Raw genomic sequence first — 19,119 nt, forward strand, 5'->3', positions numbered from 1 at the left:
CGCCGCGGCGCACCCGTTGGCCAAGGCTACCCGCGGCGTGCGGGAGCGGCCCGACGAGGCACTGTCGCGACGGAGTACCGGAGGCGAACCTTCAGCGGCGCTTGAACAGCAGTTTGGGCAGGCCGGCCGGGATCGGCCGGCGGGTGGTCGCCGGGGTCGCCGGCGGCACGGCGGCGTGCGAGCCGTCCGGCATCGCGCCCGGGCGCTCGGCCAGGGCGCCGGCCGGCGCCAGCCGCAGCACCCGGCACTCGCGGGCCCAGCGGTCGGCGATGGTGTCGGTGTCGGGCGCGTTCAGCCGCTTGCCCTTGAGCTCCTCGACCGCGCCCAGCCAGGCCTCGCTGTGCGGGGCCAGTTCGGTGACCCGGGCCGGCCAGCCGGTGAGCCGCCCGCCCTTGTCCTTGCTGCGGACGGTGACCACGGCGCCGGAGCCGGCGGCCAGGCCGTGCAGCGGCTGCTCGCCGCCGTCGCCGACGACGACCACGGCGCCGTCGTGCCACGCGTGCCAGACCGGGCGGGACTGCTCCTGGCCGTCGGCGCGGACCCAGAGCAGTCCGGACTTCTTCGCGGCCTCCTCCAGGAGGGCCTGGTCGAGGAAGTCGTCGGCGGTGGCGGGCGTACGGTCCATGGCCCACAGCGTACGGCCTCCACCTCGTACGGGCCGTCTCACCCGTCGGGCGACAGTTCCATCGCTCTGGCACGGGCCTTACGGTGAGACCCGCTCAGCCACCCCGCCAGCCACCCTCGCCCGCGAAGGAGCGCCGTGCCCGCCGCCCGGCCCGCCACCGCCCCCGCGCCCACCGCCGGTGCGTCCCCCTCGCACCCGCTGCCCACCCTCGACCTCCTGCTGCTCGCCGTCTCCATCAGCGGCATCTCGCTCTCCGGCCCGCTGATCAGCGCCACCGCCGCGCCGGCGCTCGCGATCGCGTTCTGGCGCAACGTCATGTCGGTCGGCGTGATCGCCCCGTACGCGCTGCTGCGCCACCGCGCCGAGCTGCGCGGGATCGGCCGGCGGGCGCTGCTGCTCGCGACCGCGGCCGGCGCCCTGCTCGCGCTGCACTTCGCACTCTGGATGCCGAGCCTGCGGATGACCTCGGTGGCCTCGGCGACCGCCCTGGTCACCACGTCCCCGCTGTGGACGATCCTGCTGATGCGGCTGTTCGGCACCCGGGCGCCACGGATGGTCTGGCTCGGCATGGGCGCCGCCTTCGCCGGCGTGCTGGTGCTCACCGGCGTCGACCTCTCGCTCTCCCCGCGCGCGCTCCTCGGCGACGCCCTCGCGCTCGGCGCGGGCCTGGCCGCGGCCGGGTACATGCTGCTGGGCGCCGAGGTCCGCAAGACCGTCAGCACCACCGCGTACACACTGGTCTGCTACGCCACCACGGCGGTCGTGCTGCTGGGGATCTGCCTGGCCGCCGGGACGCGGATGTCCGGCTGGCCGGCCGGGGTGTGGTGGCAGATCGTGCTGCTGATGGTCGCCGCGCAGTTCCTCGGCCACTCGCTGAGCAACCGCGTGGTGCGCACGCTCGGCCCGTCCGTCACCTCCACCGCCATCCTGCTGGAGGCCCCGGGCGCGGCGCTGATCGCGGCGCTCTGGCTCGGCCAGTGGCCCCCGGCGGCCGCCTACCCGGCGGTGGTGCTGATCCTGCTCGGCCTGGTGCTGGTGGCCCGCGCCGGGCGGCGCTGACGGCGTCCCGCCGGCCGGGGCGTGCGCTACAGCCAGCCGTTGCGGCGGAAGCCGCGGTACATCGCCACGCAGATCACGGCCACCGTGCCGAGCACCAGCGGGTAGCCGAACCGGTGGTGCAGCTCGGGCATGTAGTCGAAGTTCATGCCGTACACGCCGGTGATCATGGTGGGCACGGCGAAGATCGCGGCCCAGGCGGTGATCTTGCGCATGTCCTCGTTCTGCGCGACGGACACCTGCGCGAGGTTCGCCTGGAGCAGTGAGTTGAGCAGTTCGTCGAAGCCGTGCACCTGCTCGGTCACCCGCGCCAGGTGGTCGGCGACGTCCCGGAAGTACTTCTGGACGTCCGGGTCGACGAGCCCCTGCTGCGGCTCCGAGAGCTGCTGCATCGGGCGCAGCAGCGGGACCACCGCCCGCTTGAACTCCAGCACCTCGCGCTTGAGCTGGTAGACCCGGCCGACGTCGGTGCCGCGCCCGCCGCGGTTGCAGAAGACGTCGAACTCGATCTCGTCCACGTCGTTCTGCAGCCGCTCGGCGACCAGCAGGTAGTTGTCCACGACGTGGTCGGCGATCGCGTGCAGCACCGCGGCCGGGCCCTTGGCGAGCAGCCCGGCCTCGTCCGCGTCCGCCTCCAGCCGGTGGCGCAGGTCCTGGAGCGAGCCGTGACCGCCGTGCCGGACGGTGATCACGAAGTCCCGCCCGGCGAAGACCATCAGCTCGCCGGTCTCCACGACCTCGCTGGTCGGCGTCAGCTGGTCGTGCTCGACGTAGCGGATCGTCTTGAACACCGCGAACAGCACGTCGTCGTAGCGCTCGACCTTGGGCCGCTGGTGCGCGTGCACCGCGTCCTCGACCGCGAGCGGGTGCAGCCCGAAGCGCTGGGCGATGCCCTCGAACTCCTCCTCGGTCGGCTCGTGCAGTCCGATCCAGCTGAACGAGCCCGCTCCGCCCGGCAGTTGACGCGCGGCCCGGACCCGCCGGGCGGCCTCGCGCGGGCTGCAGCGCTGCCCGTGCCGACGGCCGTCCTGGTAGACCGCGCAGTCCACCACGGCCGAGCCGGCATCACCCGGCGGCACGGTGTCGTAGCGGCCGGTGGCCGGACGGCGGCGGCCCGGGCGGACGGCGGCGCGCAGGTTGTTGATCATCGACATGGCAGGCTCCCTGGAACAGGAGCCGCCGCACGTGCGGCGCGAGCGGGCGGAGGGCCGCGGGTGCGACGGCGAGGAACACCGGTGAAGGGCGGGGAGCTCTCCCGGCCGGTTTCTCCGCGGGCCGCCCCCGGTCGCCGCTACGGGATCAGCGGGCGGGGCGGGACGTGCGGGAAGGGCGCAGGGGAGAGCTGCCGGTACTCCGATCTCGGCCGGTATCCACCGCAACCACCTCCTTCGCGCCGCGGCCCCGGAAGGCCCGAACTCATGGTTCCCGGTGGCCAGTCGCTCACCCTAACATCCGGCCGGCGACCGGCGCCGGGCCCGGTGCGCGGGATACGCTCACGGGCATGGCGCACGACTTCCCGATCTTCGGCGACCCCCACGGCTCCTCCCCGGAACTCTCCCGGGAGGCGGTGCTGGCGGCCGTCGAGGCCCGGCTGATCGCCACCTTCGGCGAGCCGAGCGGCCGCGCCGCGGTCACCTTCCTCGGCACCGACCGGATCGAGCTGCTGCGCTTCGGCCCGGACGCTGGCGGCCTCGTCCGCTACACGACCCTCGGCATGGCCGCCGTCCCGATGGCCGACCCGACCGCGATGGTCGCCGACCAGGTGCGCGGCCCGCGCGCCGAACTCGTCCTGACCGTCCGCGGCGGACGCGACGACGTGCTGCGCAGCCTCGCCACCTTCGCCGCCACGCCGCAGGTGGAGGGCCTGGTGGTGGCCCCCGGCGGCTCGCTGGACCTGGGCTCCCCGCTGTGGGCGGGCGCGCCGTTCACCTCGGTCCTGGTCGCCGAGCCGGGCGGCCTGGTGCCGGACCTCGACCTGGACGAGCCGGCCGACCCGGTGCGCTTCCTCCCGCTGCTGCCGATGACCCCCAACGAGGCCGGCTGGAAGCGCGTCCACGGCGCCGCCGCCCTCCAGGAGCGCTGGCTGGAGCACGGTACGGACCTGCGCGACCCGGAACGCCGCGGCGTCCGCCTGGACTGACGGGGCGCCACCCGGGGTGCGGCTCTCGGCTCAGGCCGGGGCCCTGCGATCCGGACCGGAAGGCACGCCCGGGCGCGCGCTCCGGGCGCACCCCGCCCCGGCGCTCCCGCACGCCCGCGCGGCTCCGCGCGCGGGCTCAGCCCCCGATCGGCTTCGCGCCGGTGGCCTGGGCCAGCAGCGCCTCGTACACCCCGGGGTCGGTGGTGTGCTCGCCGAGCCGGACGGTCTTGCGCTCGCCGTGGTAGTCGCTGGACCCGGTGACCAGCAGCCCGAGCTCGCCGGCGAGGCCGCGCAGCCGGGCCCTGGTCTCCTCGTCGTGGTCGGTGTGGTCGACCTCCAGCCCGGCCAGCCCGGCCGCCGCGAGCCCGGCGATCACCTCGTCGGAGACGGTCCGCCCGCGCTTGACCGCGCCGGGGTGGGCGAACACCGGCACGCCGCCGGCCGCCCGGACCAGCCGGACCGCCTCGGCCGGGTCGGTCTCGTGCTTGCGGACGTCCGCCCGGCCGCCGTTGGCGAGCCACTCGGCGGTGAAGGCGTCCGAGACGGTCGCCACCACGCCGGCCTCGACCAGCGCGCTCGCGATGTGTGGCCGGCCCACCGAGCCCTCGCCCGCGATCCGCTTCACCTGCTCCCAGTCGATGTCCGCCCCCAGCTCCCGGCAGCGCTCGACGATCGCCTGCCCGCGCCGGAACCGGTCGGTGCGCACCAGCTCCCGCTCGGCCGCGAAGGCCGGCTCGGCCGGGTCGAACAGGTACGCCAGCAGGTGCATGCTGATGCCGTCCACGACGCAGGACAGCTCGGCCCCTGGCACGAGGGTCAGCGCGGTGCCGGGCGGCAGCGCGTGCACGGCCTCGGCGGCCTCGGCGTGCCCCGCGACGGTGTCGTGGTCGGTGAGCGCGACGACGTCGAGGCCCGCGGCCACCGCCGCCGCGACCAGCTCGGCCGGGCTGTCGGTGCCGTCGGACGCGGTGCTGTGGACGTGCAGGTCGATGCGCACGGGTCGGACCTCCTGGAGCTCGCGGATGCGGCCCAGGATAGGGCGCTCAGCCCAGGAGCCGGGGGGAGAGGGCCCCGCAGGGCAGGAGGTCCAGTTCGGCGCCCGCCTCGCGCAGGTCGGTGAGGACGAGCTCGTCGTACATCACCAGCGCGGACTGCTCGGGCCACGCGACGGCCCACAGCCAGAGCCCGCGGGCCTCGCCGACGAACACGGCGCGGTCGGCCGGGGCGTCCGGGACGTGGAACATCGGGGTGGGCCGCCCGGCGGCCATCAGCTTGGCGTCGGCGGGCTTGTAGAGGGCGACGGACTCGCCCGGGTCGGGACCGGGCATCCCGGCGTAGCGGGCGCCGAGGCCGACGCCCAGCTCCTCCGCCACCAGCACCAGCTCGCCGAAACCGCCGAGCGGGGCCGGCCCGGAACAGGCGACGGCGGTGGCGCGGGCGCCGGAGACGTCGTCGCCGACGTGCGCGATGCCGGTGTAGAGCCAGCCGACCGGCAGCGGCCAGGGCAGCCACACCGGGACCTGGGAACGGGCGACGGCCACGCCGAGCGCCTCCACGCTCGGGGGCAGCACCGGCTGCATCGGGTGCACGGCTCCGTGCTGGTCGCACTGCCAGGTGTCCGAAAACAGGCCGGGGGCGCGGACCCGACCGGCGCACCTCGGGCAGCTGGGCTCGCCCCTCATAGCCGACAACGCTCCTCCCTCCGGACCGCCGCGTCAAGGACGATCACCCGTACGGAGGGTTCGGCGGCACCTGTCGGTGGCGGGACGCCCGGCCCGGCGCGGGTGGGCGCGGGTGCGGGCGGCTCAGGTTGGGGGATGTCCAGCGGCGGGGGGCGGCAAACGTCGGGCCGGTGGGGCCGGGCCGGGCCCGGACGCACTGACGCCCCGTCATCGGCGATAGCGGTGACGGGGCGTCAGTCGGGTTTCGGCACGTCCGGATCGGACGCTCCGGGCTCGTCGGCGGCGGGCGGGGTCTCCCGGTCGGAGGCGCCGCGCGGGGTCAGACGGTCGGGCACGGACGGATGAGCAGGCGCTCGCCGGTGCGGGCGGCGGCCTGCACGACCTCGCGGACGGTCTCGGCGTCGGCGATCAGGCGGTCGGTCGCGGAGCCGTTGGCGTCGTCCAGCCGGACGATCTCGAAACGCATGGGCTTCGTCATGGGCGTCTCCTTTCCTCGCCCCGCGTCGCGGGGCGGTTGCGGCTGAGTCGGTATCAGCCCTTCCAGGGTCTTGCGGGCGGTCCGGCGATGGGGCCGGATCACGCGGCTCGTACGTGTGGCGGTCTGCTGCGGCAAGGGCTCCCCCTGCTTGCCCGGTGCTGCTGGTGCCTCGTGGACCACGGTGTCGTGGCGGTGCTTCCGGGCCGTTGCCCGTCCGTTAAGTACTGGTTTCAGTGGATTGAAACCCGCGGAGGGCCGGCGATGATTCCCGGACAGAATCAAAGATTACCGTAACTAACGACTTTTGTCCTCTGTTGAACGCGGTCGAACTTCGAGAAGTGGTTCAGACCACGTCGGGCGAGGCCCCGCCACCGGCCCAGAACGCGGCCAGCGCCTGCGCCGTCGCGGCCGGGCGCTCGGCGTTGGGGGAGTGGCCGGCGTCCTCGACGACCACGCGGCGGGCGCCGAGCCGCTCCGCCATGCGCGTCTGCGCCGGCACCGGCCAGGCGTGGTCCCGCACGCCGGAGAGCACCAGCACGGGCAGCCCGGCGGTGGCGGCGGCCAGCTCGTCGACCCGGTCGGGCCCGGCGACCAGGTGGCCGCCGGTGACGGCCAGCGCGCGCGGCACGTTGGCCAGCCAGCGGCGGTGCAGGAACGCGGCGACGTCGGCGGCCGGGCGCTCCTTCCGATCGCCGCCGCCCTCCTCCATCTGCCGCATGACCTGCCAGATCTCCTCCAGGCTCAGCACCGGCAGCGCGTCCAGCAGCAGCTTGGTGCGGGCCGCCTCGGCCGGGTCGATGGCGCCCGCGCCGGTGGACATCAGCGTCAGCGAGGCCCACGGCAGGGCCCCCTCGGCCGCCGCCGCGAGCACCGCCTCCCGCACCACCTGCCCGCCGAAGGAGTGCCCCACGACGTGCAGCGGCCGGCCGTCGCCGGCCTCCCCGGCGAGGGCACGGGTGAGCGCCCGGACGTCCTCCCCGAGGGCCCCGACGGCGTACGCGGCCGGATCGTCGGGCCCGCCGGTCTCGTGCTGCCCGCGCTGGTCGACGGCCGTCACCCGGTACCCGGCCGCCGCGAGCGGCTCCAGCAGCGCGATGAAGTCCTCCTTGCTGCCGGTGAACCCGGGCACCAGGAGCGCCGACCCACGCACCTCGCCGGCCGGCTCGGCCCGCAGCGCCGCGAATCCGCCCCGCTCGGTCGCGACCCGCACGGCGCGGGCACAACGGGGAAGGGTGAGGAACGGCGGCGTGCTCATGGGCCTGCTCTCCTGCGTGCGTCGTACGACTACCCGGGCGAAGCCCGAGCCTAGGGCGTGTCTCCACGTCCTGGGGCCCGTCTCCACGCCCCGGGAACGCCGGAGGGGGTGGGCAGGCCCGTTGTCGGCCCGCCCACCCCCTCCGGGGTGGGTGCGTCAGCTCTCCGGGGTCGCCTCGGCGGCCTTGCGGGCGCGCGTCCGGCGGCGCGGGGCCGGGACCTCGGCGGTCTCGGCGGCCGCAGCCTCGGTCTCGGCCGCGACGGCCTCGGCCTTGGGCTTGCGGGTCCGGGTGCGCGTGGCGGGCTTCTCCTCGGCCGGGGCCTCGGTGACGGCGGCGTCGGCCACGGTCTCGGCCTTCGGCTTGCGGGTGCGCGTCCGGGTGGCGGGCTTCTTCTCCTCGGCCGGAGCCTCGGTGACGACGGCCTCCGCCACGACCTCGGCCACGACGGCCTCGGCGGCCTCGACCACGGCCTCCGCCTTGGGCTTCCGCGTCCGGGTCCGGGTGCGCGCGGCCGGCTTCTCCTCGGCCGGAGCCTCGGTGGCCGCCACGGCCTCGGCGACGACGGCCTCGGCGGCCTCGACCACCGCGGCCTCGGCCACGGCAGCCTCGGCGCCCGACGCACCACCGCGCGAGCGGCGGCGACGACGGCGCGGCGCGGCCTCGCCCTCGGCGCCCTCGACGGCCGGGGCCGTCGCGGCGGACGCGGTCACCGCGGCAGCGGCCTCGCCCTCGGCGCCGACCTCGGAGCCCCGCCGGGTGCGCCGGCGCTCGCGGGTCCGCTTCGGCTTCTCCTCGGCCGCCTCGACGGCCGGGCCGCCCGGACGGCCGGAGCGACCGGAGCCGCCGGAGCCGCCCGAGCCGTTCGAGCCGGCGGACCCGCCGCGGCCACCCCGGCCGGAGCGCGCCCCGCGCCCGCCGGTCTCGCCGAGGTCCTCGACCTCCTCCGCGCCCAGGCCGGCGCGGGTGCGCTCCGAGCGGGGCAGGATGCCCTTGGTGCCCGGCGCGATCTTCAGCAGCTCGTAGAGGTGCGGCGAGGTGGAGTAGGTCTCCTCCGGCTCGTTGAACGGCAGGTCCAGCGCCTTGTTGATCAGCTGCCAGCGCGGGATGTCGTCCCAGTCGACCAGGGTGACGGCGGTGCCGGAGGCGCCGGCCCGGCCGGTGCGGCCGATCCGGTGCAGGTAGGTCTTCTCGTCCTCGGGGCACTGGTAGTTGATGACGTGCGTGACGCCCTCGACGTCGATGCCGCGGGCGGCGACGTCGGTGCACACCAGCACGTCGACCTTGCCGTTGCGGAAGGCCCGCAGGGCCTGCTCGCGGGCGCCCTGGCCGAGGTCGCCGTGGACCGCGCCGGCCGCGAAGCCGCGCTGGGTCAGCTGGTCGGACACGTCGGCGGCGGTGCGCTTGGTGCGGCAGAAGATCATCGCGAGCCCGCGGCCGTCGGCCTGCAGGATGCGCGAGACCATCTCGACCTTGTCCAGCGAGTGCGCGCGGAAGATGTGCTGCTCGATGTTGGCGACGGTCGCGCCGGTGTCGTCCGGCGCGGCGGCCCGGATGTGCGTCGGCTGGCTCATGTACCGGCGGGCGAGGTTGATGACCTGGCCCGGCATGGTGGCCGAGAACAGCAGGGTCTGCCGCTTGGCCGGCAGCATGGTGATGATCTTCTCGACGTCGGGCAGGAAGCCCAGGTCGAGCATCTCGTCGGCCTCGTCCAGGACCAGCGCGCGGACCCTGGACAGGTTGAGCTTCTTCTGGCCGGCCAGGTCGAGCAGGCGCCCCGGGGTGCCGACGACGATGTCGACGCCCTTGGTGAGCGCCTCCACCTGCGGCTCGTACGCCCGGCCGCCGTAGACGGCGAGGACGCGCACGTTGCGGACCTTGCCGGCGGTCTGCAGGTCGTTGGTGACCTGGGTGCACAGCTCGCGGGTCGGGACGACGATCAGCGCCTGCGGGAAGTCGGTGAGCTGTTCCTCGGTGGCGCGGCCGGCGTCCACGTCGGCGCGCACGACGGCCCGCTCGATCAGCGGGAGGCCGAAGCCGAGGGTCTTGCCGGTGCCGGTCTTGGCCTGGCCGATGACGTCGTGGCCGGTCAGCGCGACCGGCAGGGTCATCTCCTGGATGGGGAACGGGTGGACGATGCCGACGGCCTCCAGGGCCTCGGCGGTCTCCGGGAGGATTCCCAGCTCTCGGAACGTCGTCTTGATGGGTTCAGCGGTGGTGGACAGGGTGCTGCCTCTTCCGTGTGGGAGGGGCCGAGAGCGAGCGGCGGGCGGGCGGGCGCGCGGCTGCGTACGGACCTGGACGGTCCTGAAACAGCTGCGCGGACGCACAACCGCGCCGGTCCCTGCGGCCGGCCGGTGCGCGCGGCCCGATGGCGGGGCGCGTCGCCGGCGGCGTCGGGGAGGATTCCCGTGAGGGACCTGCGCGGGACCTCCGCCGGGTGGGCGCGGTCTCGGCGGCCCTCGCTCGGCCACTGATGCGGTGCCAAGGCTTGAAGTCCAAGCCATGGTCGGAGCCGATCGGCTCTCCGACCGGGCATCCGCGTACGTGAGTACCCGTGCCTCCGATGCGGACACGTCCGAGGGGACGGTGCCGCTGGGGAGCGGGCTTGCGCGGGACACCGAGACGGCGGTGACACCGTGCGAGCACGACGGGGCTCCGTACCACCATACAGTCAGGCGACGACTCGAACACGTGACGCGTCTGACATTGCCCCCGGCGACCGGCGCGTGACCGGGCGTTCCGGGTGGTCACCCGGCACGCCCGGGGGCTGCCGGTCCGTGTGGGGGAGCCGGGCGGGCGGGACTAAGGTGGCGGGTCATGGAGACCCATGGTGAGACGCAGGACGAGGCCGGCTCGATCGGTGACTGGGCGAGCTGCTCGGCCGACCCGGGCTACCGCGCGGCGGTGCTGGACCTGCTCGGCGCCCTCGCGTACGGCGAGCTGAGCGCCTTCGAGCGGCTCGCCGAGGACGCCAAGCTGGCGCCCGACCTCGCCGACAAGGCGGCCCTGGCCCGGATGGCCTCCTCCGAGTTCCAGCACTACCAGCGCCTGCACGACCGGCTCGCCGAGATCGGCGCGGACCCGCAGGAGGCCATGCGCCCCTTCGTCGAGCCGCTGGAGCTGTTCCACCGCATGACGGCGCCCTCGGACTGGCTGGAGGGCCTGGTCAAGGCCTACGTCGGCGACGCCATCGCGACGGACTTCTACCGCGAGGTGGCCGTCCGCCTCGACGACGACACCCGGGACCTCGTCCTCGGCGTCATGTCCGACACCGGCCACGCCCAGTTCGCCGTCGACAAGGTGCGCCAGGCGATCGAGGCCGACCCGCGGGCCGGCGGCCGGCTCGCCCTGTGGGGCCGGCGGCTGATGGGCGAGGCGCTCAGCCAGGCCCAGCGGGTGGTCGCCGAGCGTGACGCGCTGTCCAACCTGCTGGTCGGCGGCGTGCAGGTGCAGGGCTTCGACCTGGTCGAGGTCGGCAAGATGTTCAACCGGATCACCGAGGCGCACACCAGGCGGATGGCCGCCCTCGGCCTGGCCTCCTAGGGCCCGTCCCGACGACGCGCCCTACGCCGGCCGGTGCCGCCGCGGCGCGCGGTGGGCGCCCCCGCGGTGCGGGTGGTGCCGGTGCGCCGGGGCCCGGCCGGCGGCCACGTCGGGCCGGGCCAGCATCGAGGTGAGCACCACCGAGGCGACCGCCGCCGCGAAGGCCGCTCCGGCCGGGTAGCGCCCGGCCAGGCCGAAGGCCGCGACCGCCCCGCCGACCAGCGCCGCCGCCACCGCGGTGCCGAGCACCAGGGCGCGGGCCGCCGGGAAGTACGCCGGCAGCGCCAGGAGCGCGGCCAGGCCCACGACCAGGCCGACGAGGGCGAAGACGATCGACTCGACCAGCAAGGCTGCCTCCCCGGGGGACGGGCGCGCGGCACTCGAACGGCCGCACCTGCGCCCTACCCCGGTCCGACCGGCCGTACACGCAACGGTGCCCCGCTCCCTCGGGGGGAACGGGGCACCGGGCGGGCGACTCAGAGAGTGCCGAAACCGACCTTGCGGACGGCCTGCTCGCCGATCTCCACGTACGCCAGGCGCTCGGCCGGGACGATGACGCGGCGGCCGTGCTCGTCGGTCAGCGAGAAGAGCTTCGAGCTGCCCTCCAGCGCCTTGGCGACCGCGCTCTCGACCTCATCGGCAGTCTGCGTGCTCTCGATCACGATCTCGCGCGGCGCGTTCTGCACGCCGATCTTGACCTCCACGGCTTCCGTCCCTCCGGGGTTGCAGCCATCCACGCGCGGGCACCGGAGCGCCTGGGACAAGCGTTCGCGACGACCGCGCCGTACGGCTTCACCATAGAGCACGCGATCACCGCGGAGGCGAAGGTCAGCGGATCACCGGAGCCCACCGCGGCCGCGGGCCGGCCCTAGGCCGACTCGCCGGCCGGGTGCATCGGGAAGCCCTTCAGACCGCGCCAGGCGAGGCTGGCGACCAGCCGGACCGCCTCGTCGCGCGGGATCTCCAGGCCCTGCGACAGCCAGTAGCGGGCGGTGATCTGGGCGAGGCCGCAGACCCCGGCGGCGAGCAGCTTGGACTCCGCCTCGGGCAGGTCGGTGTCCTCCTGGATCACCTGGCTGACCAGCGTCGCGCTGGCCTCCGAGGCCCGCTCGACCCGCTCGCGCACGGCCGGCTCGTTGGTCAGGTCCGACTCGAAGACCAGCCGGAAGGCGCCCGACTCGCTGGAGACGTAGTTGAAGTACGCCTCCATCGTCGCGGCCACCCGCAGCTTGTTGTCGATCGTGGTGGACAGCGCCTCGCGGGTCGACTCCACGAGGGCGTCGCAGTGCTTGTCCAGCAGCGCCAGGTAGAGCTCCAGCTTCCCGGGGAAGTGCTGGTAGAGCACCGGCTTGCTGACCCCGGCGCGGTCGGCGATGTCGTCCATGGCGGCCGCGTGGTAGCCCTGCGCGACGAACACCTCCTGGGCGGCACCGAGCAGTTGTTCACGGCGGGCGCTTCGCGGCAGGCGGGCACCGCGCGGGCGCTCCTGCGCCTCCTGGATGGCCGTCACGGCGCTCCTCACTTCGGGGTTCGTACGGGGCTGCGAGGTGACCGATTCTACTTTTCGGTAACCGCGTCCGCGTTCGGCGGACGTGAGAAAAGCCCCCGGCCTCCTTGTCAGGAGCCCACAATACGGCGCTGACCTCGGCATCGGCAGTGGTGTGACGGGGGTGGAACGGCCCGGCCACGCAGGGTGCCCGCCCGGCGGCGGCCGCCCGGCCGGCGCTCACTACCATCGTCCACCATGAGCGGCGCTGAGCAGCAGATACGGTCGGTCGAGGTCCCCGGCGCGGTGCTCGCGGTGCACCGGCCGGCCGGTGCGGGCGGGCCCGGCGGGAGAGGGACGGACGGGCGGGAGCCGGGGCTGTTCGTGCACGGGCTCGGCGGCTCGGCCGGCAACTGGAGGGCCCTCATGGGCCTGCTCGCCGACCGGATCGACGGCGAGGCCGTGGACCTGCCCGGCTTCGGCGCCTCCGCGCCGCCCGCGGACGGCGACCTGAGCGTCAACGGCCACGTCCGGACCGTCATCGGCTACCTGGAGGCCGCCGGCCGCGGGCCCGTCCACCTCTTCGGCAACTCGCTGGGCGGTGCCGTCGCCGTCCGGCTCGCGGCCCTGCGCCCCGACCTCGTCCGCACCCTCACCCTGGTCTCGCCCGCGCTGCCCGAGCTGCCGCCGCAGCGCACCGCCTGGCCGACCGGCCTGCTCGCGGTGCCCGGGCTGCCCGGTCTGCTGGGCCGGCTCCCGGCGGGCGCGCGCGGCCCCGAGGAGGCCGCCGACGGCATCCTGCGGCTGGTCTACGGCGACCCGGACGGGCTGCCCGCGGCCACCCGGGCCGAGGTGGTGGCCGAGTACCGGCGCCGGCTCGCGGTGCCGCACGCGGCGCGGGCCCTGGTCGGCTCGGTGCGCGGGATCGTCTCCGCCTACACCGAGCGCGGCGAGCAGGCGCTGTGGCGCCAGGCCGGGCAGGTGCGCGTGCCGGTGCTGCTCGTGTACGGGCTGCGCGACAAGCTCGTCTCCTACCGCTCGGCCCGGCGGGCCTGCGCGGCCTTCGCGGACGCCCGGCTGCTGGTGCTCCCGGAGTCCGGGCACGTGGCGATGATGGAGCACCCCGGGCAGGTGGCGCGCGAGGTGCGGGAGCTGCTGGCCGCCCGCGCCCGGTAGCGGCGGCGCTAACGGCCCCATTCGCGGCGAGGTCACGCCGGTTCACTCGTTCAGGTGGCAACCAGGCATGTGACCGATGGATGGCCGCGGGCCGGTCCTACCTTTCTGCTGCCGGACCGAACAGGTGTGGGGGGAGAGCCACACACGCCGCGCCACACGGCGGGCAGCAGGCGGTCGGCCACCAGCTTCCGCAGCCCCCGGGAGGGGCAGCAAGAGGAGGTCTTCCGTGCGCGTCGCGCTGCTCACCGAGGGTGCCCGTCCGTACCCGGGCCGTGGCACCGGACCCTGGTGCGACCGGCTGGCCGAGGGCCTGCCGGAGCACGGGTTCGAGCTCTACCTGCTCACGGGCCCGGACGCCCTCGGCGTCGGGGACCGGATCTCGCCCGCCTGGCGCGGGGTCCACGAACTGGCGCTGTGGGGGCGCAGGCCGGCCGGGCGGGCCCCCGGCGCACTCCGCAGACGCCAGTACGCGCGGGCGTACGAGGAACTGGTGCGCGCCCTGGTCCTGCCGGGCGAGCGCGACGGGTTCGGGGCCGGGCTGTACCGGCTGGCCGCGCTCGCCCGGGAGGACGCCGGCCTGTCCGCGTTCCTGGCCTCCGCGCACGCCCGCCGCGCCCTGGAGCGGGTCTGGCGGCTGCCCGGCGCGGACACCTCGGCCGGGCAGCCGCTGGTGTGCGACGTCCTGGTCGCCGCCGACCTCCTGGAGCAGTGCCTGCGCCCGCTGTCCGCGCCCTGGTACGGCACCGGGCCCGGCGGCCTCGGCGGCGCCGACCTGTGCCACGTCGTGGGCGGCGGCCCGGCCGCGCTGCCCGCCCTGGTGGCCCGGCACCTGCACGGCGTCCCGTTCGTCGTCACCGAGCACGGGCTGCACCTGCGCGAGCAGTACCTCGGCTACCGCGAGGCGCCCTACCGGTGGCCCGTCCGGGCCCTGCTGCTGGCCTTCTTCCGGGCGCTCACCGAGGAGACGTACCGGCAGGCCGCGATACTGACCCCGGGCAGCGCGCACGACCAGCAGTGGCAGCGCCGCTGCGGGGCGGACCCGGCGCGCACCCGGGTGGTGTACGAGGGCACGCCCGCGGTGTCCCGGCCCGCCGCCGGACCGGAACCGGCCGCGCCGACCCTGACCTGGGCGGGCGCCCTGGAACCCGGCCGCGACACCGAGCTGATGCTGCACGCCTTCGCCCGGGTGCGGGCCGAACTCCCCGACGCCCGGCTCGTCGTCCACGGCGAGGAGGCGCGGCCCGGCTACCTCGCGCACTGCGCGGCGCTGGCCGACCGGCTCGGGATCGCGGCGGGGGTGGACTTCGCCGGGCGGCCCGACTCGCTCGCCGCGGCCTGGGAGAGCGGCACGGTGGCGGTGTTCTCCGCGCTGGCCCAGCGCCGGCCGCGGCTGCTCGCGGACGCGATGCTGAGCGGCCGGGCGGTCGTGTCGACCGACGTCGGGGTGGCCCGCGAGGTGGTCGGACCGACCGGGCTCCTGGTGCCCCCGCGCGACCCGAGCGCCCTGGCCGGCGCCTGCTTGGCGCTGCTGCGCGACGAGGAGCGGCGCTCGCGGCTCGGGCTCGCCGGACGGCTCAGGGCGCAGGAACGCTTCGCCGTCGAACCGGTGATCGGCGCCTTCCGGGAGATTTACCTGGAGCTCGTCTCGCAGTTCCCGGCCTTCCCCGGCGGCGGGGGCGGCGGCACGCCCGGCGAGGCGCCCCGCCCGTTCGCCCGGCCCGCCGAGTTCTGGCTGCGCGGCGGCGCCGACGGGGTCGGCCGCGGCGCCCCCGACGACGCGGCCGAGGACGGCGGCGACGGAGCGCGGGAGCGCGGGGGCCGGCTGCGGACCCCCGCCCGTCCGGCGGCCCTCCGGGCGGACGGCGGGAGCCTGGAGACGGACCCCGGCGCCCTCGCGGAGGCGGTCTGATGTCCGCGGGCGGCGCGGAGGCGGGGGGCGGTGCCGGCCGCCCCTCGGGCGATCCGGTGCGCGAGGTGATGGCCGAGCACCGGGCGCTGTGCGAGCGGGCCGTCGACCCGCTGGAGATCGCCGCCGGGCTGGAGGAGGCGGGCCTCGGCGCCGAGGCGGCGGCCCGCTGCCGGCACGCCGACCTGTTCGCGCTGGCCGACGAGCTGTACGCGCGCGTGCCGCGCCGCCCGTACGTGCCGCCGCAGCCCCCCGGCCGGGAGTGCGGCGCCGCCGCCAGGGCCACGCTCGTCGCCGTCGCCCTGGCCGCCCCGCCGTGCGCGGCGGTGGCCTGGTTCGGGGCGCGCTGGCCGGTGCTGCTGACCGCCGCCGTCCCGCTCGTGCTCGTCCCCGCCCTCACCGCGGACCGGCCGGCCGGCCCGCCCCGGCCACCGTTCGCCGGCCCCGCCGCCCCCGACGGCCTCGGCCCCGAGGCCGCCCCGCCCGGCACCGGCACCCGCTGGCGCCCCGCCGCCCTCGCCTACGGCCTCGGCCTGGCCGCCCTCCTGCTGCTCCCGCCCGCGCTGCCCGGCGGGGACCGCCCGCTGACCATCGCCCTGGCGCTGGCGGCCGCCGCGTCGGCCGGGTCGGCCGAGCGGGCGGCCCGGTGGTACCGGCAGGTCGGCCGGGGCCACCTGGGCGCGGCGGGCACGCTGGCCGAGTTCCGGGCCCGGATGCGGCCGGTGCTGCCGGTCGCGGTGGCCCTGCACCTCGCCGTCCTCGCGGTGCTGACCTTCGCCGCGCTCGCCGTGCTGACCGTCGTCGCGCCGCGCCCGGGGCCGTCCCACGGGGGCGGGCTGCTGCACGTGGCCGCCGAGCGCTCCGGCGCCCTCCCGTGGGCGGCGCAGGGCGTGCTGGGTCTGCTGCTGGTGCTGCCCGCGCTGCTGGCGCGCTGCGGCCGGTGGACCGCGGCCGCGCTGGGCGCGCTCGCGGGCCCGGCCGCCACCCTGGCGGTGCTCGGGCTCGGCCGCTCCGGCCCGTCGGCCGCTCTGCTCGGCGGCGGCGGCGTCGCGGCGGTGCTGCTCGGGTACGCCTGGGCGGTGCTCGGCCGCGCCGAGGCGCACCGCTGACCCGTACCGCGCGTCCGTCCGCCCGCACGCCCCGATCCCCTGGACCCCGGCCGTCGAACCGGCCCCCGTACATGCCCGATTTCAGCCCGCCAGGTCGACCCCGACCTCGCTTCGTGGAAGGACACCCCCGATGAGGGTGCTGCTGCTGGGTGCCGACGGCTTCATCGGCCGCCGCGTCACCGACCGTCTGCTGCTGGACCAGGAGTTGCAGGTGACGGTCCTCGGCCGGCGCGACTCGGCCGACATCCGCTTCGACCTGACCACCGGCAGCCCGGGCGCGCTGGCGCGCTTCCTGGACGCCGTCGCCCCCCAGGTGGTGATCAACTGCGCGGGCGCCACCTACGGCAGCTCGCGCACCCTGATCCGGGCGAACACGCTGGCGGTCGCCACCGTCTGCGAGGCGATCCGGCGCAGCCGGGAGCCGGCCCGGCTGGTGCACGTCGGCTCGGCGGCCGAGTACGGACCGGTGCCCGGCGGGGTGCCGGTGTCGGAGCAGGCCGAGCCGCGGCCGGTCGGCCCGTACGGGGTGTCCAAGCTGGCCGGGACGGAGCTGGTGCTGGCCTCCGGCCTGGACGCGACGGTGCTGCGGGTGTTCGACGTGGTGGGCCCGGGGGCGCCGACCGCCTCGCTGTTCGGACGGCTCGCGGAGGGGCTGCGCCGGGCGCTGGAGCGGGACGAGTCGCAGGTGCGGATGCCGGACCTGTCCGGATACCGGGATTTCGTGGACGTGCGGGACGTCGCGCGGGCGATCCAGTCGGCGGCGGTGTCGGCCGCGACCGGGGTGATCAACATCGGCAGCGGGCACGCCGTCCGGGCCCGGGACGCGGCGCAGCTGCTGGTGCGGGCGGCGGGCTTCGAGGGGGCCGTCGTGGAGGAGAACCGGCAGGTCCTGCTGCCCGCGCAGGCCGTCGCGGCGGGCGGGGACCACCCGCCCGGGCACGCGCCGGGGCCGTACCTGCCGGGGCACCGCCCGGAGGGGCCGCGGGCCGAGGGCCGGCCGGCCCCGGGGGAGCCGGTGCCGTGGCGGCAGGCGGACGTGCGCACCGCCAGGGACCGTCTCGGATGGCGGACGCAGGTGCCGCTGGAGGAGTCGCTCGGGGACGTCTGGCTGGAGACGGCCTGCCGGGTCTGAGCGGTCCGGGCGGCGGCCCGGCGGGCGCGTCCGGCCCGTTGGGAGGGGCCGGGGCGCCGTCCGGGGGGGCCGAGGCGGCGGGTCCACGATCCGACGCCGCCCGTCTCGCCCATCGGACGGGCTGTCTCGGAATACCGGAGGGGCGTGACACTGTTGGCGTAGCAGAGCCACCCGAGTGGCGGAGCAACATGCCCACAGACAGGCTGGCCCCGGCCACCTGAAACCGACGACCATCGGAGTTTCCGTGTCGCTGCCACCCCTGGTCGAGCCGGCCGACGAGCTCACCGTTGACGAGGTCCGCAGGTACTCGCGCCACCTGATCATCCCCGACGTGGGCATGGCCGGGCAGAAGCGGCTGAAGAACGCCAGGGTGCTCTGCGTCGGCGCCGGCGGCCTCGGCTCGCCCGCGCTCATGTACCTCGCCGCGGCCGGTGTGGGCACGCTCGGCATCGTCGAGTTCGACGTGGTGGACGAGTCGAACCTGCAGCGCCAGATCATCCACGGCCAGTCCGACATCGGCCGCTCCAAGGGGGAGTCGGCGCGGGACTCGGTCAAGGAGATCAACCCCTACGTCGACGTGATCCTCCACGAGGAGCGCCTCGACAACTCCAACGTCATGGAGATCTTCTCCGGCTACGACCTGATCGTGGACGGCACCGACAACTTCGCCACCCGCTACCTGGTGAACGACGCCGCGGTGCTGCTCGGCAAGCCGTACGTGTGGGGCTCGATCTACCGCTTCGACGGCCAGGCCAGCGTCTTCTGGGCCGAGCACGGCCCCTGCTACCGCTGCCTGTACCCGGAGGCCCCGCCGCCGGGCATGGTCCCCTCCTGCGCCGAGGGCGGCGTGCTGGGCGTGCTGTGCGCGTCGATCGGCTCGATCCAGGTGACCGAGGCCATCAAGCTGCTGGCCGGCGTGGGCGACCCGCTGGTCGGCCGGCTGATGATCTACGACGCCCTGGAGATGAACTACCGCCAGGTGAAGGTCCGCAAGGACCCGAACTGCGCGCTCTGCGGCGACAACCCGACGGTCACCGAGCTGATCGACTACGAGGCCTTCTGCGGCGTCGTGTCGGAGGAGGCGCAGGCCGCCGCCGCCGGTTCGACGATCACCTCGAAGCAGCTGAAGGAGTGGCAGGACGAGAAGGAGGACATCTTCCTGATCGACGTCCGCGAGCCCGGCGAGTACGAGATCGTCAGCATCCCCGGCGCGGTGCTGATCCCGAAGAACGAGTTCCTCATGGGCGACGCCCTGGAGAAGCTGCCGCAGGACAAGAAGATCGTGCTGCACTGCAAGTCGGGCGTGCGCTCGGCCGAGGTGCTGGCCGTGGTCAAGGCCGCGGGCTTCTCGAACGCCGTGCACCTCGGCGGCGGCGTGCTCGGCTGGGTGAACCAGATCGAGCCGCACAAGCCGGTCTACTAGGCCCGGCGCGCACGTACGGAGGAGGGCCCCACCGCCGGGCGCGTGGGCCCCCCCCCCGAAACCCGCGTGTTTCCGAGACCGCACAAGGCGCGGGTGCGCCGGGACCA

General features: G+C 75.8%; 18 protein-coding genes. 8 read left to right on the plus strand and 10 right to left on the minus strand.

Annotated features, from left to right (window positions below):
• Positions 1 to 91 precede the first annotated feature (91 nt).
• Entirely contained in the window at positions 92 to 625 is a 534-nt protein-coding gene (locus ACFV4G_RS09415) for a hypothetical protein (protein ID WP_380438210.1), read from the minus strand.
• A gap of 135 nt (positions 626 to 760) precedes the next feature.
• Here ACFV4G_RS09415 and ACFV4G_RS09420 point away from each other — a divergent pair, with 135 nt between their 5' ends.
• Positions 761 to 1,684, plus strand: coding sequence for a DMT family transporter (locus tag ACFV4G_RS09420; protein ID WP_380438212.1), 924 nt, complete (start codon positions 761 to 763; stop codon positions 1,682 to 1,684).
• A gap of 26 nt (positions 1,685 to 1,710) precedes the next feature.
• On the opposite strand, the gene corA is transcribed toward ACFV4G_RS09420, so the two are convergent.
• A complete protein-coding gene (gene corA / locus ACFV4G_RS09425) occupies positions 1,711 to 2,835 on the minus strand; it encodes a magnesium/cobalt transporter CorA (RefSeq protein WP_380438214.1) in 1,125 nt (374 codons plus the stop codon).
• 347 nt (positions 2,836 to 3,182) lie between these two features.
• Between corA and ACFV4G_RS09430 the strand changes: the two genes are divergently transcribed.
• Positions 3,183 to 3,821 carry a suppressor of fused domain protein gene (locus ACFV4G_RS09430; protein WP_380438216.1) on the plus strand — a complete coding sequence of 213 codons (639 nt, stop codon included), beginning with the start codon at positions 3,183 to 3,185 and terminating at the stop codon, positions 3,819 to 3,821.
• Between the two features lie 136 nt (positions 3,822 to 3,957).
• Here the strand turns inward: ACFV4G_RS09430 and ACFV4G_RS09435 are convergent, their stop codons facing one another.
• The 5 genes from ACFV4G_RS09435 to ACFV4G_RS09455 all read right to left on the minus strand — a co-directional run bounded on the left by ACFV4G_RS09435 (position 3,958) and on the right by ACFV4G_RS09455 (position 9,345).
• Positions 3,958 to 4,818: a PHP domain-containing protein gene (locus ACFV4G_RS09435; RefSeq protein ID WP_380438219.1), complete on the minus strand. Its 861-nt coding sequence runs from the start codon at positions 4,816 to 4,818 to the stop codon at positions 3,958 to 3,960.
• 46 nt (positions 4,819 to 4,864) lie between these two features.
• Positions 4,865 to 5,503, minus strand: coding sequence for a DUF6758 family protein (locus ACFV4G_RS09440; protein WP_380438221.1), 639 nt, complete (start codon positions 5,501 to 5,503; stop codon positions 4,865 to 4,867).
• A gap of 319 nt (positions 5,504 to 5,822) precedes the next feature.
• Positions 5,823 to 5,981, minus strand: a complete 159-nt coding sequence (locus tag ACFV4G_RS09445) for a hypothetical protein (RefSeq protein WP_359963543.1) — start codon at positions 5,979 to 5,981, stop codon at positions 5,823 to 5,825.
• A 343-nt stretch (positions 5,982 to 6,324) separates the two neighbouring features.
• Complete coding sequence (locus tag ACFV4G_RS09450) at positions 6,325 to 7,236, minus strand: alpha/beta fold hydrolase (protein WP_380438223.1); 912 nt, start codon at positions 7,234 to 7,236, stop codon at positions 6,325 to 6,327.
• 156 nt (positions 7,237 to 7,392) lie between these two features.
• Positions 7,393 to 9,345, minus strand: coding sequence for a DEAD/DEAH box helicase (locus ACFV4G_RS09455; protein ID WP_380438225.1), 1,953 nt, complete (start codon positions 9,343 to 9,345; stop codon positions 7,393 to 7,395).
• 709 nt (positions 9,346 to 10,054) lie between these two features.
• Here ACFV4G_RS09455 and ACFV4G_RS09460 point away from each other — a divergent pair.
• Positions 10,055 to 10,780: a ferritin-like fold-containing protein gene (locus ACFV4G_RS09460; protein ID WP_380438227.1), complete on the plus strand. Its 726-nt coding sequence runs from the start codon at positions 10,055 to 10,057 to the stop codon at positions 10,778 to 10,780.
• A 21-nt stretch (positions 10,781 to 10,801) separates the two neighbouring features.
• Here ACFV4G_RS09460 and ACFV4G_RS09465 read toward each other — a convergent pair whose 3' ends face one another.
• The 3 genes from ACFV4G_RS09465 to ACFV4G_RS09475 all read right to left on the minus strand — a co-directional run bounded on the left by ACFV4G_RS09465 (position 10,802) and on the right by ACFV4G_RS09475 (position 12,290).
• Positions 10,802 to 11,128 (minus strand): hypothetical protein, encoded by a 327-nt coding sequence (locus tag ACFV4G_RS09465; protein WP_380438229.1) that lies wholly within the window; start codon positions 11,126 to 11,128, stop codon positions 10,802 to 10,804.
• Between the two features lie 128 nt (positions 11,129 to 11,256).
• Complete coding sequence (locus ACFV4G_RS09470) at positions 11,257 to 11,484, minus strand: DUF3107 domain-containing protein (protein ID WP_359963217.1); 228 nt, start codon at positions 11,482 to 11,484, stop codon at positions 11,257 to 11,259.
• 164 nt (positions 11,485 to 11,648) lie between these two features.
• On the minus strand, positions 11,649 to 12,290 hold the full coding sequence (locus ACFV4G_RS09475; protein ID WP_380438231.1) for a TetR/AcrR family transcriptional regulator: 642 nt from the start codon (positions 12,288 to 12,290) through the stop codon (positions 11,649 to 11,651).
• Positions 12,291 to 12,524: 234 nt separating this feature from the next.
• Here ACFV4G_RS09475 and ACFV4G_RS09480 point away from each other — a divergent pair, with 234 nt between their 5' ends.
• From ACFV4G_RS09480 to moeZ, 5 genes are all read left to right on the plus strand, one after another.
• Positions 12,525 to 13,442 carry an alpha/beta fold hydrolase gene (locus tag ACFV4G_RS09480; RefSeq protein ID WP_380438233.1) on the plus strand — a complete coding sequence of 306 codons (918 nt, stop codon included), beginning with the start codon at positions 12,525 to 12,527 and terminating at the stop codon, positions 13,440 to 13,442.
• Positions 13,443 to 13,668: 226 nt separating this feature from the next.
• Positions 13,669 to 15,351 (plus strand): DUF3492 domain-containing protein, encoded by a 1,683-nt coding sequence (locus ACFV4G_RS09485; protein ID WP_380438235.1) that lies wholly within the window; start codon positions 13,669 to 13,671, stop codon positions 15,349 to 15,351.
• Positions 15,351 to 16,457, plus strand: coding sequence for a hypothetical protein (locus ACFV4G_RS09490; RefSeq protein WP_380438237.1), 1,107 nt, complete (start codon positions 15,351 to 15,353; stop codon positions 16,455 to 16,457). Before ACFV4G_RS09485 ends, ACFV4G_RS09490 begins: the two co-directional genes overlap by 1 nt.
• Positions 16,458 to 16,587: 130 nt before the next feature.
• On the plus strand, positions 16,588 to 17,589 hold the full coding sequence (locus ACFV4G_RS09495; RefSeq protein WP_380438239.1) for an NAD-dependent epimerase/dehydratase family protein: 1,002 nt from the start codon (positions 16,588 to 16,590) through the stop codon (positions 17,587 to 17,589).
• A gap of 244 nt (positions 17,590 to 17,833) precedes the next feature.
• Positions 17,834 to 19,012, plus strand: a complete 1,179-nt coding sequence (gene moeZ / locus ACFV4G_RS09500; RefSeq protein ID WP_380438241.1) for an adenylyltransferase/sulfurtransferase MoeZ — start codon at positions 17,834 to 17,836, stop codon at positions 19,010 to 19,012.
• Positions 19,013 to 19,119: the final 107 nt, after the last annotated feature.

Source organism: Kitasatospora sp. NPDC059747, assembly GCF_042732955.1.
GTDB lineage: Bacteria > Actinomycetota > Actinomycetes > Streptomycetales > Streptomycetaceae > Kitasatospora.

Excerpts from the sequence above, each read along its gene's own strand:
- ACFV4G_RS09415 (WP_380438210.1), bottom strand. The coding sequence starts at position 625 with ATGGACCGTACGCCCGCCACCGCCGACGACTTCCTCGACCAGGCCCTC.
- corA (WP_380438214.1), bottom strand. The coding sequence starts at position 2,835 with ATGTCGATGATCAACAACCTGCGCGCCGCCGTCCGCCCGGGCCGCCGC.
- ACFV4G_RS09430 (WP_380438216.1), top strand. The coding sequence starts at position 3,183 with ATGGCGCACGACTTCCCGATCTTCGGCGACCCCCACGGCTCCTCCCCG.
- ACFV4G_RS09440 (WP_380438221.1), bottom strand. The coding sequence starts at position 5,503 with ATGAGGGGCGAGCCCAGCTGCCCGAGGTGCGCCGGTCGGGTCCGCGCC.
- ACFV4G_RS09445 (WP_359963543.1), bottom strand. The coding sequence starts at position 5,981 with ATGACGAAGCCCATGCGTTTCGAGATCGTCCGGCTGGACGACGCCAAC.
- ACFV4G_RS09450 (WP_380438223.1), bottom strand. The coding sequence starts at position 7,236 with ATGAGCACGCCGCCGTTCCTCACCCTTCCCCGTTGTGCCCGCGCCGTG.
- ACFV4G_RS09455 (WP_380438225.1), bottom strand. The coding sequence starts at position 9,345 with ATGACCCTGCCGGTCGCGCTGACCGGCCACGACGTCATCGGCCAGGCC.
- ACFV4G_RS09460 (WP_380438227.1), top strand. The coding sequence starts at position 10,055 with ATGGAGACCCATGGTGAGACGCAGGACGAGGCCGGCTCGATCGGTGAC.
- ACFV4G_RS09480 (WP_380438233.1), top strand. The coding sequence starts at position 12,525 with ATGAGCGGCGCTGAGCAGCAGATACGGTCGGTCGAGGTCCCCGGCGCG.
- ACFV4G_RS09490 (WP_380438237.1), top strand. The coding sequence starts at position 15,351 with ATGTCCGCGGGCGGCGCGGAGGCGGGGGGCGGTGCCGGCCGCCCCTCG.
- ACFV4G_RS09495 (WP_380438239.1), top strand. The coding sequence starts at position 16,588 with ATGAGGGTGCTGCTGCTGGGTGCCGACGGCTTCATCGGCCGCCGCGTC.